The sequence below is a fragment of the Hwanghaeella grinnelliae genome (assembly GCF_004005845.1).
Classification (GTDB): domain Bacteria; phylum Pseudomonadota; class Alphaproteobacteria; order UBA8366; family Aestuariispiraceae; genus Hwanghaeella; species Hwanghaeella grinnelliae.
This window is the reverse complement of sequence record NZ_SADE01000002.1, coordinates 411,470-424,279: the sequence shown is the minus strand read 5'-3', so window position 1 is coordinate 424,279 and position 12,810 is coordinate 411,470. Positions and strand designations below refer to the sequence as shown.

Below are 12,810 nucleotides of genomic sequence, written 5' to 3'. Positions count from 1 at the left end.
GACGGCGATCAACTACGGCAAGCATCCAACAACGGAACCGGAATCGGAACGGTTTTCGACGATTTGACTAAAATTGTAGTTAACGGCGGGCGCGGATCGCCGGCGTGAAGCCGGGAAACGGAAAAACGGTTTACTTAAAGAGGGTTAGGGTCTGTCAGGATGCGAAGGCGAGAAGGAACAAGACGGCCAGGACGGCGATCATGGCCGGCCCCCAACCGTTCCGGACACCGGATTGCCAGACCCGGTTCGGCCCGGACCCGCCTTTTCGGGCCTGTTCGGAAAACCGGGCGACGACCGCCGGGTCGATATCCGACAGCATCGCCAGCACATCTTCCGCCCGCCGCAGGGTGCCGGGCAGGCGCTGCAGGGCGTCGATGGTCTCGCCGACCGCATCGCGAATACGCGCTTCCGGGCCGCGGTTAGCGAGCATCCAATCCTCGATCAACGGTTGGGCCATGGTCCACATATTCACCGACGGGTTCAGTTTCCGGCCGACGCCCTCGGCGACCAGCATGGTTTTCTGCAACAGCAGAAGGTCCGGCTGGGTTTCCATGTCGAAATCTTCGGTCACCTTGAACAGCTGCGCCAGCAGGCGGCCGACGGAAATTTCGTTCAAGGGCTTGTCCAGCACCGGTTCCCCAACCGCGCGGATCGCCTGGGTGAAGGCCTCCTTGGATTTATGCGGCGGCACGATGCCGAAATCGAAATGCACCTGGGCGACGGTCTTGTAGTCGCGCTGCAGGAAGCCGACCAGAAGATCGGCCAGGAAAATCCGCGTCCGTTTGTCGACCCGGCCCATGATGCCGAAATCGACGGGGCATAGGTTTCCTTCCCCATCGACGAACATGTTGCCGGGATGCATATCCGCATGAAAGAAACCGTCGCGGAAGACTTGCAGGAAGAAAATGCGGGCCGAGCGTTCCAGCAGGTCGTTCACGTCGAAACCCGCCGCGGTCAGGCCCGTGATATCGTCGATCCGCAAACCCCGAACCCGTTCGGTCGTCAGAACCCGCTGCGCGGTCCTCTGCCAATCCACGGCGACGACACGGAACCCTTCGTCGTCACGACTCAACCCGGCCAATTCGGATGCCGCCGCCCCTTCCAGGCGCAGATCCATTTCCGTCTCGACCCATTCCTTGAAGGTCTCGACGACCGCGACCGGACGCAGGCGGCGCAGGCCCGGGACGAAGCGTTCCCCCTGCTCCGCCAGCCAGCGGAACAAGGCGATATCATGCTCGAACCGGTCTTCGACATTGGGCCGCAGCACCTTCACCGCGACGTCGTGCCCATCGGGCGTCACCGCGAAATGGACCTGGGCGATGGAGGCCGCCGCGACGGGTTTTTCCTCGAAGGAGGCGAAAAGTTCAGAGATCGGCGCTTCCAATTCCGCTTCGATCGACGCGCGGGCCTTTTCGGTCGGGAAGGGCGGCAGGCTGTCCTGCAATTGGCTCAAGTCCTGGGCGACCTGGTCGCCGACAAGATCGGCACGGACCGATAGGGCCTGTCCCAGTTTGATAAAGCTCGGCCCCAAAGCGGTCAGGGCCGAGGCCAGCCGTTCACCTTCCCGGCCCGGCCGGCGGCGGCCCCAGAGCAGCCGGATCACGCCAACGGGAAACCGCAGGGCCTTGATTCGGCGGGCTGGCCACAAGGCGTCGTGGCGCGCCAGTGTCCGGGCAATACCGATCAGTCGGAAACAGTTGTGGATGCCTGTAATCATCAGGTGCGGGTTTAGAGCAATATGTCCGCTTGGGAAATCACGGATTTGTCCCGACGGCTCACAAGCGCCGCGCGTGTCACGCGTCTTCCTGCTGTTCGAAGAAGGACGTTCCCTGCGGCAATTCGGGCGCCTGCAGGTCGAAGGCGACGGACCGGATCCGCCCGGTCGGTCGGCCGCGGACCACGCGGCCCTCATCCACATTCGGCATCGGATTGGGCGACAGGGGAATGGCGTCTTCGGCGGTGAAGACGAAGATCGACAACACCCGGCGCTTTTCCGAATTGTTCGGGGCCGACCCATGGACCACCCGTGTATGCATCAGACAGGCATCGCCGGCCTTGCCCATCACGGGCACGGCGTCCTTCGCCAGTTCCGCTTCGATGTCCGGGTCGACGGCGCCGGTGAACTTGCCCCCGTGCCATAGGCTCAGCAACGGCCCCTTATGGCTGCCGGGAACCACCATCAGGCAGCCGTTTTCCGCGTCCGTGTCGTCCAGCATGACTAGGGCCGTCACCACATCCGCATTGCTGTGTGGCGTGTAAGTGAAGTCCTGGTGGTACTTCACCTCGGTATTCGTGCGCGGCAGTTTTGAATTGATCTTGCTGTGATGGAATTTGACGTTCGGGCCGATCAGGTCCGCGACCGCGTCCGTCATCCGGCTGTCTTCCATGGCGGATCGATAGGCGCTTCCTGCCTCCACCGGCGCGTTCACCCGGCGCAGGCGCGGATGGTCCGCGGTATGGCCGGGTTCCAGGTCGAAGCGCGGCTTGCCGTTGATCGTCTCGCCGAAGTTATTGCTATGGGTGCGGCTTTCCTCGACCCAATCGGCGAACTGGGCCCGCATGGCCGCAAGTTGGTCGGTGTCGACCGCATTCTTCAGCAGCAGAAAGCCATCCCGCTCGAAGGCCTCGATCTCATCCTGGGTCAAGGTCAAAGGCATGGTTGCCGTCCCCTCTTCAAGGTTTAAACCCGCCAGCCGGAATGGATCGCCGCGATGCCGCCGGACAGGTTCTGCCAATCGGCGCGGGCAAGGCCGGCATCCGCCATCTTGGCGGCCAGGGTCTTCTGGTCCGGAAACATGCGGATGCTTTCCACCAGATATTGATATGACTCCCGATCGTTCGCCACCGCCTGGCCCAGGGCCGGCAGAACGCGGAAGGAATAGGTATCGTAGATATCGTCCAGCACGGGCAGCACCACATGGCTGAATTCCAGGCACAGGAAATGCCCGCCCGGTTTCAGGACGCGCCGTGCCTCGGCAAGGGCGGCGTCGATATCGGTCACGTTGCGCAGGCCGAAGGCGATCGTATAGGCATCGACCGAGCGATCCGCCAAGGGCAGGCCCTGCGCGTCGCCGACCAACCAGTCCACCTTGCTCAGAATGCCGTGATCGATGGCGCGGTCGCGGCCGACGCGGACCATCCCTTCGGTCAGGTCGCAGACCGAAACCTTGCCGCCGCCGGCTTCCATGAAGCGAAAGGCGATGTCGCCCGTGCCGCCTGCCACATCCAGCAAATGCATGGATGGGCGCGGCTTAAGCCGGTCGATCAGGGCGGATTTCCAAAGCCGATGCACGCCGCCCGACATCAGATCGTTCATCAAATCGTAGCGGCCGGCCACGGATTCGAACACGCCCTGAACCAGGGACGGTTTTTCCTCGGGCGCCACATCCTGGAACCCGAAGCTTGCGGTTTTGCCGCCGTTGCTTTCAATGCTGTCTGTCGCCATGTGGCGCACGATAGCCGAGGCCGATCCCGAAAGCCATATCGGGAAAGGCTTTGGAACGGCGATGCGGCGATTTGTTCAAGACACCCCATATGAAGGGCTTTACCGCCCGGTTTGAAGAGGGGCCGAATGCCTGAATTGCCTGAAGTAGAGACTGTCCGACGGGGTCTGGCGCCGCATATGGAAGGGCGCCGTATCGTCTATGCCGAACAGAACCGCCCGAACCTGCGCTTCCCCTTTCCGCCGGGTTTCGTTTCGCGCCTGGACGGCAACCGGGTGGTCAGCGTTGGCCGGCGCGCGAAATACCTGTTGATCGAACTGGCGGATGGGTGGACCTGGATGGTGCATCTGGGCATGTCCGGCCGGTTCACGATCAATCCCGGCACCGAAACGATCGTCGCGACCTCCGGTCAGGTCGGCCATAACTCCGGTTGGGCCTTGGCCGAGAAACACGACCATGTGCGGGTAGAGATGGAAGGCGGCGCGCGCCTCGTCTTCAACGATGCACGCCGTTTCGGTTTCATGGATCTGATCCCGCCCGGCGGCTTGGAAACCAATCCGCATCTGGCCGGACTTGGCCCGGAACCGCTGGACGACGCGTTCAGCGTGGCGGGGTTCTCCGCCGCGATCGCGGACAAGAAAACCCCGATCAAGGCGGCGCTGCTGGATCAGTCGGTGGTCGCGGGGCTGGGCAATATCTATGTCTGTGAAGCGCTTTGGCGAGCGGCCATCAGCCCCAAGCGGCTGGCGCGGACCATTCCGGGGCGGCGGGCCGAACGGCTGGTGCCCGCGGTGAAGGACGTGATCGCCGCGGCAATCGAGGCGGGCGGTTCGTCCCTGCGCGACTATGTGCAGGCGGATGGAGAGCTCGGTTACTTTCAGCATTCCTGGGATGCCTATGGGCGGGAAGGCGAGCCTTGCCGGAAACCGGATTGCGGGGGCATTCTGCGCCGGATCGTGCAATCGGGCAGGTCGACCTTTTTCTGTCCCGGTCATCAGCGCTAAAATCGCCGGATGGAGGGCGCCTTTTGCGCATCACTTGTACAACCACAGAGAATAACGCCTGACAGGGGGGCACATGACCGACCGTAAAGGTCCGACACGAACACCGTTTCGCCTGACACTATTGACGGCGCGCATGGCCGCGCTACTTCCGGCGATCACCATGGCAATTGCCTTGGTTTTCGTGGCGGCCTCCGTGCAGCCGGCTTCCGCCCAGACTTTTCTGGCCGGGTTCGAGGACGTCCCCCTGATGGACGGGCTTACCGCGGACGAGGATGCCGGGTTGGTATTCGATTCACCGGCCGGTCGGATTGTCGAAGCCTATGCCGTCGGAGAGGTTGCGTGGCCGGACGTGATCACCTTTTATACGGCGACTTTGCAATCGCTCGGCTGGCGCACCCTGGGACAGGGGCGTTTCGCCCGGGAGGGGGAAGAGCTTCATATCGACCGTTTCGGACGAGACGGTGATTTAACCGTCCGGTTCACCTTGGCGCCCAATTGAGTGCCCATCGGGATCCCGATGAAGGATACGGGTAACGAAACGGCGACCGAATACACTGGAAATACCGAAACCAAATAAGGACCCGGCTGTGCCGGGGATTAGGCGAGGGTTAGAATGGCATACGAATTCATCTTAGTCGAAACGCGCGGGCCGGTCGGTCTGATCACCTTGAACCGTCCGAAGGCGTTGAACGCGCTTTGCGCGGGTCTGATCGCGGATCTCGGCAAGGCATTGGACGACATGGAAGCGGACGACAATATCGGCGCGATCGTCCTCACCGGGTCGGAAAAGGCTTTCGCCGCCGGCGCGGATATCAAGGAAATGTCCGGCAAGTCCTATATGGACGTCTACCTGCAGGACTTCATCACCAAGGGGTGGGAGCGGGTGACGACCTGCCGCAAGCCGGTGATCGCGGCCGTGTCCGGCTATGCGCTGGGCGGCGGTTGTGAAATGGCGATGATGTGCGATTTCATCCTGGCCGCCGAAACCGCCAAGTTCGGCCAGCCTGAAATCACCATCGGCACCATCCCGGGCGCCGGCGGCACCCAGCGTCTGACCCGTTTCGTCGGCAAGTCGAAGGCGATGGAAATGAACCTGACGGGCCGCATCATGGATGCGGAAGAAGCCGAGCGCGCCGGCTTGGTCAGCCGCATCATCCCCGCGACAGAGCTGATCAGCGAAGCGGTCGCCACCGCGGAAAAGATCGCAGGGCTCTCCCGGCCGGTCGTCATGATGGCGAAGGAATGCGTGAACAAGGCCTATGAAACGACCTTGTCGGAAGGCGTGAAATTCGAACGCCGGGTCTTCCATTCGACCTTCGCGACCGAGGACCAGAAGGAAGGCATGGCCGCTTTCGTCGAAAAGCGGACGCCGAACTTCAAGAACCGCTGATTGCGGGACGCGGATTTCGTGGGATACGGAACTTTCGAAGGGTGGGCACATCGCCTGCCCTTCGATCGTTTTCGCCCACCCCTCCTTCGGATCATTGCCCCGCAACAGGCTTTGCGGTCTTGACGCTGCAACGCCGGACCCCTATAAGCGCGCGGTCGCCGGGACGGGACGCACTTAAGTGGTGTCGCCCGATAAAAGTCCGAGGCGGAAAAGAAGACATGGTCCGCTGGTTGCCGCACCCTTGACCGGGTTGCCCCGAAGGGTGGTATGGCGCGGCGAGATCGATTTGGTTTTGAAATATACGGAAACTGACAATGGCCAATAACCTGCAAGCCAAGAAGCGCATCCGGCAGATCGAAAAGCGGACCGTGCGTAACAAGGACCGCGTCAGCCGCATTCGCACCTATGTGCGCAGTGTCGAGCGGGCGATCGAAACCGGCGACAAGGCTGCTGCCGAAACCGCATACAAGGCTGCTATGCCGGAAATGCACCGTGGCATCACCAAGGGCGTCCTGCATCGCAACACGGTTGCGCGCAAGCTGTCCCGCCTGTCGGCCCGGATCAAATCCCTCTAGGGACGCCGGTTTTGGTAGGGCGGTAATTTTTTACCGCTTTGCCGAATTGACGGTTATCAAGACGCCGTCCGCATCTGCGGGCGGCTTTTGGTGTTTGCGGACAAAAAAAGACCTCGAGCCTGGAGCGCGCATCGCTCGCACTTGATTGCGCCGGTCCGGCCCAGGCGTTGAAATACTGGGTCGGATTTCCATTCAAAAAGCGTAAAATTTTTTCTATTCCAGGAAAGAATGCGGATTCCAAAAGCTTAGAAAGATCGCGCCTTCGGGGAAGCCCGAGACGAGCAATGTCAACGGTTTTATTTGCGCGAATCGGTCTTTTGATTCCTTGTCACCGGAAACCCGTCTAGCTACAGTTCTGGCGGCAGGGAGGTCCCCAGACCGAATGCCGATGAGCTGCCGGGCAGGGTGTTGGAGCACCGCACTGTCCGGATCGGTTCGCAGGAGTGGCGGTAAAACAAGAGCTTAAAATAAACTCTCTCGGCTACTTCTTTACATAGATTGAACTTTTTAATTTTCGCGTAAGCCGCGAAACGGAATTTGCTGTGGCAGATACCGATGGGAAAGCTTTGACCGATGGCCTTGGTATAGAGGGGCGGGTTGAGCGGGCGGCTTCGGGTTGGTCAGGAATGAGTGTCGACCGCAGCATCCGCAGCGGTCGTCGGGTGTTGATTTCGCGTTGAGGCAATCGAGACGGACGGTTGGTTCAGATGCTGATGAATTTGGGTGGAGCAATGGAACAAAGGCTGTCGGCGCAATGGGCCCGGGTACGGGCGCGTATGCGGAGCGAATTCGGGGAAACCGCGTTTCAAAGCTGGCTCAAGCCTCTCACCTTCAAAGGATTCCACAACGGCGTCGTCCACTTGTTGGTGCCGACCCGGTTCATGCAGAACTGGATCGAGTCTCAATATGGCGACCGGCTGTTGGAACTTTGGCGCAGCGAGAACCCATCCGTCACGGCGATTGACGTCGTCCATTCAGCGACCTCATCCGCCAGTCATTCCGCTGGTCATTCGGGCGGCCATTCCGCGACGCATGGCGCATCGGGTTTTTCGGCGCACGGACGTGACGGCGCCGCGGCGCCTTCCGCCAATACCGATGCGCTCAACAGTTTCGATGCCGGCTTGTGCGCACCGCTGGACCCGCGTTTCCGGTTCGATAATTTTATCGTCGGCAAGCCGAACGAATTGGCCTTCGCCGCGGCGCGCCGTGTCGCAGAGGCGGACAATGTTCCCTTCAATCCGCTGTTCCTGTTCGGCGGCGTCGGATTGGGCAAGACCCATCTGATGCATGCGATTGCCGCGCAGCTGCGTGAATCCGCGCCGGAAAAACGTGTCCTTTATCTGTCCGCGGAAAAGTTCATGTACCAGTTCATCCGCGCGCTTCGCTATAAGGACACGATGGCCTTCAAGGAACAGTTCCGGTCGGTCGACGTGCTGATGATCGACGATGTTCAGTTCATCGCCGGCAAGGACAATACCCAGGAAGAGTTCTTCCACACCTTCAACGCATTGGTGGATCAGAACCGCCAGGTGGTGATTTCGGCGGACAAGTCCCCGGCGGAACTGGAAGGAATCGAAGACCGGATGAAATCCCGCCTCGGCTGGGGTCTGGTCGCGGAAATCCATTCCACCACCTATGAACTGCGCCTTGGCATCCTGCAGTCCAAGGCTGAGCAGATGAGCGCGGATATCCCGCCCAAGGTGCTCGAATTCCTGGCCCATAAGATCACCTCCAATGTCCGTGAGCTGGAAGGTGCGTTGAACCGCTTGGTTGCTTACGCGAACCTGGTCGGACGGTCGATCACGCTGGAAACCGCTCAAGAGGTCCTGCACGATCTGCTGCGGGCCAACGATCGTCGCGTGACGATCGAGGAAATCCAGAAACGCGTTGCCGAGCATTTCAACGTGAAGCTTTCGGAAATGCATTCGGCCCGGCGCAGCCGTGGCATCGCCCGACCGCGCCAGGTGGCGATGTATCTCTCCAAGCAGCTGACCGCGCGGTCCCTGCCGGAAATCGGCCGCAAGTTCGGTGGCCGCGACCACACCACCGTCATGCATGCGGTGCGCAAGGTGGACGAACTGAAACAGTCGGACAGCAGCTTTGCCGAAGACGTGGAACTGCTGCGCCGGATGCTTGAAGGCTAGGGGGCCGTCTCCCGCCGGGTGATGCCTCTCTCGCTCAGCGAATAGCTGTGGCGATCAGTGCCGTCGACGGAATTGGTAAGGTTTTTTTGGTGCCGGCCATACGGCGAACCTCGTCGATCACGTCGGATTTTTCCTTGGCGCTCAGGCTGGTCCAATCGGGCGACAAGCCGAACAACAAATCGGGCTCGTCGAGGTCCTGGATTTCCAGAATGAAATCATAGGTAACGCTCTCGATCCTGGGATCGCGATAGCCGGCCTCGACCATGGCTTGGGCCAAAGCATCAGGCGTCCTCATGGCTAACACCCCTTCCGGCATTGTCATCGCATCGCGATCTGGGAACAGCTTTTGCCGTATTTGCCCAAGAAGCAGGAAGGTTGCCGCCCCCCGCTCCTTCCATGTGGCCACCACGCCGAATCCGCCGGGACGCGTGACTCTGCACATTTCCGCCAGACCCTTGCGCCAATCGGGGAACATTATGACGCCGAATATGGAAAAGACCGCGTCGTAGCCAGCATCGGGCAGATCGAGCGCCTGTCCGTCCATCAGCCTGGCTTCAATATTGGGAACCTGTTCGGCCGCAATGGATGCAACCATTCCCGGCGAAAAGTCCGTTGCCAGTACCCTCGCCCCGGTCTGGGCCGCGGCCAGCGCCAGCGCTCCTGTCCCCGCGCCCACATCGAGAACGCGGCTTGCCGGGTTCAGCGGAACATGCCGCAAGGACGCCTGTGCAAACAATTGGGTGAAAGGATGTGCCATTTGCCGGTAACGCTGGGCGGCAATGTCCCAGTGGTCCGCATCATCGAATTCACGCATTGCATTCAGCTTTCCAACATATGTAACTTTAAAAGTAACGAAAGATGCTTGGCTTGCCAAGGCGCTTTGGTTTGCAAACTATGTCGGGATGCGAAAAGACAGCCGCCTTTCCCGGATGCTGCATGTGCTCCTTCATATGGCGCGGCATGACGGCCCAATGACGTCCGAGGCGCTGGCGGCGATGCTCGGAACGAATTCGGCGGTAATACGACGGACGATGTCGGGGCTTCGCAAGGCCGGTTATGTGCGGTCCGAAAAAGGCCATGGCGGCGGTTGGGAGATCGTTTGCGATCTGGAGAGCGTGTCGTTGCTGGACGTTCATCGCGCGGTTGGCGGTCCAACGATCTTCGCAATCGGCAACCAACATGAAAATCCGGATTGCGCGGTTGAATTGGTGGTAAATGAAGCGTTGGAAGAGGCGTTGCGCAATGCGGAGGATTTGCTGATTGCCCGGCTTGGCGCAGTCAGTCTTGCCGATCTGAGCCGGACTTTCGATGCACACCTAAATACCGTGCTCGGCGGAGCCGCGCGGCGGCGCGAAAATTTGTCTAAACAACCGATTCGCTAAATTGCCCCATTTCGGCCTCGGACGGCGGGCGATGACCCGGCCATGTTTCGCGCGGTGTTTCGGGCTCGCTGAAAAGTCGTAAAAATACATCAATGAAATCAGGGGGTTATTAACCCTCCTCAAAACGTTTTTTTTGCCCGGCGCGCAACGGCGTTTGTGCGGCAAAACACTGGGCTTTCCGGGCTGAGGTGATATAGTTTTTTCCCGTTCGCGGGGGGCCGAATTCCAGGCTTTCCGTTCCCCCTAGCCAACCTTGGGCAAACAATGCCCGGATGGTGTCTGGAGCGGCTCCTCCCAGGTCCCGAATTGGGGCTGTTGGTGTGGGGCTTCCGGGTTGGCGCCGCCGAACGGGGGGCTCGGTGGGGCGGCATTGCCGTCCGTGTCGCCGGCCATATCGTAGCAAACGCGGACCTGGATCCGCGAAACCAGAATTATGGGGTGGGGCAACCCGCTCCGGACAGAAACGGATCATCGACGACCCATGAAGCTGACCATTGAACGCGCCGAACTGCTCCGCTCCCTGAACCATGTGCAAAGCGTAGTCGAGCGTCGGAACACAATACCCATCCTGTCGAACGTCCTGATCGAGGCGTCGGGCAGCACCTTGCGCCTGACCGCCACGGATATGGACATCGCCATCGTCGAATCCGTCGCCGCGTCGATCGGCACGGAAGGGGCGACGACGGCGCCGGCGCACACCTTGTACGACATCGTCCGAAAGCTGCCCGACGGCGCGCAGGTCGAACTCGGCAAGGAAGAGGATCGCCTGGAACTGCGCAGCGGCCGCTCGCGCTTCACTTTGCAGACGCTGCCGACTGAAGATTTCCCGGTCATGACCGGTGGGGATATGCCGCACACCTTCAACCTCAGCGCGGATATCCTGCGCGGGATTGTGGACCGCACACGTTTCGCCATCTCCACCGAGGAAACCCGCTATTACCTGAACGGCATCTATGTGCATGCGGCAGACGGCATCATGCGCGCCGTGGCGACGGACGGTCACCGTCTGGCGCGGGTGGAAACACCGCTTCCGGAAGGGGCGGAAGGTATGCCGGGCGTGATCATGCCGCGCAAAACGGTCAGCGAGTTGCGCAAGCTGATCGACGAGTCGGAAGGCGATGTCGAAATCGCGCTGTCGGACACCAAGGTCCGTTATGCCTTCGACAAGGTCGAACTGACCTCGAAGCTGATCGACGGGACCTTCCCGGATTACGAACGCGTTATCCCGTCGGGCAATACCAAGATGATGCAAGTGGATTGCAAGGCGTTCTCCAACGCGGTCGACCGTGTGTCCACGATTGCGACGGAAAAGATGCGGGCCGTGAAAATGGCGATCGCGCCGGGCACGATGACGTTGTCGGCCTCCAGCCAGGACAGCGGATCGGCCGTGGAAGAAATCGAAATCGGTTATGACGACGACGCGATCGAAATCGGCTTCAACTCCCGTTATCTGCTGGATATTTCCGGACAGATCGAAAGCGGTCAGGCCCGCTTCGAAATGGCGGACGCCTCCTCGCCGACAATTGTGCGTGACGTGGAAGACGACAGCGCGCTCTATGTCCTGATGCCGATGCGGGTCTAAGGCACGCGTGGCGCGGCGCCGGCCTGCCGGAAAGATTATTTGATGATAGCAGCCGAAAGACTGGACCATACCGGGGCAACCGGTACCGGTGATACCCGGTCTGCTCCCGGCGAAACTGTGGCCGTCCGGCGGCTGACATTGACCGATTTCCGGAACTATACGGCCCTGCGCCTGGACTTGGAGCCATCGCCGGTCGTGCTGATCGGGCCGAACGGGGCGGGCAAGACGAACCTTTTGGAGGCGGTCTCTCTGTTGACGCCGGGGCGCGGTCTGCGCCGGGCCCGGATCGCCGACATGGATCGAATTCCCGACACCGGCCGGCGTGACGGATCGGTCGGCATTTCCGGTGCCGGATGGGGGGTCGCCGCCGAAGTGGACAGCATCGTCGGTCCGGTCCAGATCGGCACGGGACGGGAAGCGGGAAGCGACCGGCGCTCGGTCAGGATCAACGGCGCGCCGTCATCCGCGCAGGCCTTGTCCGGATATCTCGGCGCCGTTTGGGTCACGCCGCAGATGAACCAGATCTTCCTGGAATCGGCGGGCAGCCGGCGGCGGTTCCTGGACCGTTTGATTTTCGCGACCGATCCGGCCCATGCCGGGCGTGTTTCCTCCTACGAGCAGGCGATGCGCGACCGGGCGCGGTTGCTGAAGGATCGCGGCCCTGATGGGGCCGACAAAACGTGGCTTTCCGCGCTAGAGGCGCAGATGGCGGAACGCGGCGTGGCCGTCGCCGCGGCGCGCCTGGATATGACGGACCGGCTCGGCCGGGTCGCGGCGGAAGGCTTCGGGCCTTTCCCTGGCGCGGTGGTCGCCATCGAGGGCGATATCGAAGCCTTGCTGCGGGATGGTCCGGCGCTGGCGGCGGAAGACGCGTTCCGGGAAAGATTGGCCGCGGGCCGGGCGCAGGATGCCGTGGCCGGCGGCGCGGGGGTCGGCCCCCATCGCTGCGATTTGCGGGTTCGGCACCTGGAAAAGGATATGGATGCGGATCAATGCTCGACCGGTGAGCAGAAGGCCTTGCTGATGGCCTTGGTCCTGGCGCATGCCCGTCTGTTGTCGGCGGAACGGGGCGCGGTGCCCTTGCTGCTGCTGGACGAGGTTGCAGCCCATCTGGACGAAACACGGCGAGCCGCCTTGTTCGAGGCGATCGTCGAATTTGGAACGCAGGCATGGCTGACGGGAACCGATGAATCGGTTTTCGCACCTTTGGCGCAATCCGCGCAGGCCTACCGCGTGGCCGGTGCTTCCCTACAAGCAATGGGACAGGCAACGGGACCATGACGGATCGAT

General features: G+C 61.3%; 12 protein-coding genes. 8 read left to right on the top strand and 4 right to left on the bottom strand.

Features of this window, described 5'->3' with window-relative positions:
* Nucleotides 1-154 precede the first annotated feature (154 nt).
* The 3 genes from ubiB to EOI86_RS12625 form a co-directional block, all read right to left on the bottom strand.
* Nucleotides 155-1,717, bottom strand: a complete 1,563-nt coding sequence (gene ubiB, locus EOI86_RS12635) for a 2-polyprenylphenol 6-hydroxylase (RefSeq protein ID WP_127765550.1) — start codon at nucleotides 1,715-1,717, stop codon at nucleotides 155-157.
* 76 nt (nucleotides 1,718-1,793) lie between these two features.
* Complete coding sequence (locus EOI86_RS12630; protein ID WP_127765549.1) at nucleotides 1,794-2,657, bottom strand: phytanoyl-CoA dioxygenase family protein; 864 nt, start codon at nucleotides 2,655-2,657, stop codon at nucleotides 1,794-1,796.
* A 23-nt stretch (nucleotides 2,658-2,680) separates the two neighbouring features.
* Nucleotides 2,681-3,445 (bottom strand): class I SAM-dependent methyltransferase, encoded by a 765-nt coding sequence (locus EOI86_RS12625; RefSeq protein ID WP_127765548.1) that lies wholly within the window; start codon nucleotides 3,443-3,445, stop codon nucleotides 2,681-2,683.
* 126 nt (nucleotides 3,446-3,571) lie between these two features.
* Between EOI86_RS12625 and mutM the strand changes: the two genes are divergently transcribed.
* The 5 genes from mutM (at nucleotide 3,572) to dnaA (ending at nucleotide 8,556) form a co-directional block, all read left to right on the top strand.
* Nucleotides 3,572-4,447: a bifunctional DNA-formamidopyrimidine glycosylase/DNA-(apurinic or apyrimidinic site) lyase gene (gene mutM, locus EOI86_RS12620; protein ID WP_127765547.1), complete on the top strand. Its 876-nt coding sequence runs from the start codon at nucleotides 3,572-3,574 to the stop codon at nucleotides 4,445-4,447.
* A gap of 73 nt (nucleotides 4,448-4,520) precedes the next feature.
* On the top strand, nucleotides 4,521-4,946 hold the full coding sequence (locus EOI86_RS12615) for a hypothetical protein (protein ID WP_127765546.1): 426 nt from the start codon (nucleotides 4,521-4,523) through the stop codon (nucleotides 4,944-4,946).
* A gap of 114 nt (nucleotides 4,947-5,060) precedes the next feature.
* Nucleotides 5,061-5,837, top strand: coding sequence for an enoyl-CoA hydratase (locus tag EOI86_RS12610; RefSeq protein ID WP_127765545.1), 777 nt, complete (start codon nucleotides 5,061-5,063; stop codon nucleotides 5,835-5,837).
* 314 nt (nucleotides 5,838-6,151) lie between these two features.
* On the top strand, nucleotides 6,152-6,412 hold the full coding sequence (gene rpsT / locus EOI86_RS12605; RefSeq protein WP_127765544.1) for a 30S ribosomal protein S20: 261 nt from the start codon (nucleotides 6,152-6,154) through the stop codon (nucleotides 6,410-6,412).
* Between the two features lie 713 nt (nucleotides 6,413-7,125).
* The gene (dnaA, locus tag EOI86_RS12600; protein WP_127766383.1) at nucleotides 7,126-8,556 is read left to right on the top strand and encodes a chromosomal replication initiator protein DnaA; all 1,431 of its coding nucleotides are present in this window, start codon (nucleotides 7,126-7,128) and stop codon (nucleotides 8,554-8,556) included.
* Between the two features lie 34 nt (nucleotides 8,557-8,590).
* Here the strand turns inward: dnaA and EOI86_RS12595 are convergent, their stop codons facing one another.
* A complete protein-coding gene (locus EOI86_RS12595) occupies nucleotides 8,591-9,370 on the bottom strand; it encodes a class I SAM-dependent methyltransferase (protein WP_127765543.1) in 780 nt (259 codons plus the stop codon).
* Between the two features lie 88 nt (nucleotides 9,371-9,458).
* Here EOI86_RS12595 and EOI86_RS12590 point away from each other — a divergent pair, with 88 nt between their 5' ends.
* The 3 genes from EOI86_RS12590 (at nucleotide 9,459) to recF (ending at nucleotide 12,801) form a co-directional block, all read left to right on the top strand.
* Nucleotides 9,459-9,938 (top strand): Rrf2 family transcriptional regulator, encoded by a 480-nt coding sequence (locus EOI86_RS12590; protein WP_127765542.1) that lies wholly within the window; start codon nucleotides 9,459-9,461, stop codon nucleotides 9,936-9,938.
* A gap of 481 nt (nucleotides 9,939-10,419) precedes the next feature.
* Entirely contained in the window at nucleotides 10,420-11,520 is a 1,101-nt protein-coding gene (gene dnaN / locus EOI86_RS12585; RefSeq protein ID WP_127765541.1) for a DNA polymerase III subunit beta, read from the top strand.
* A 42-nt stretch (nucleotides 11,521-11,562) separates the two neighbouring features.
* Nucleotides 11,563-12,801, top strand: coding sequence for a DNA replication/repair protein RecF (gene recF / locus EOI86_RS12580; RefSeq protein ID WP_127765540.1), 1,239 nt, complete (start codon nucleotides 11,563-11,565; stop codon nucleotides 12,799-12,801).
* Nucleotides 12,802-12,810: the final 9 nt, after the last annotated feature.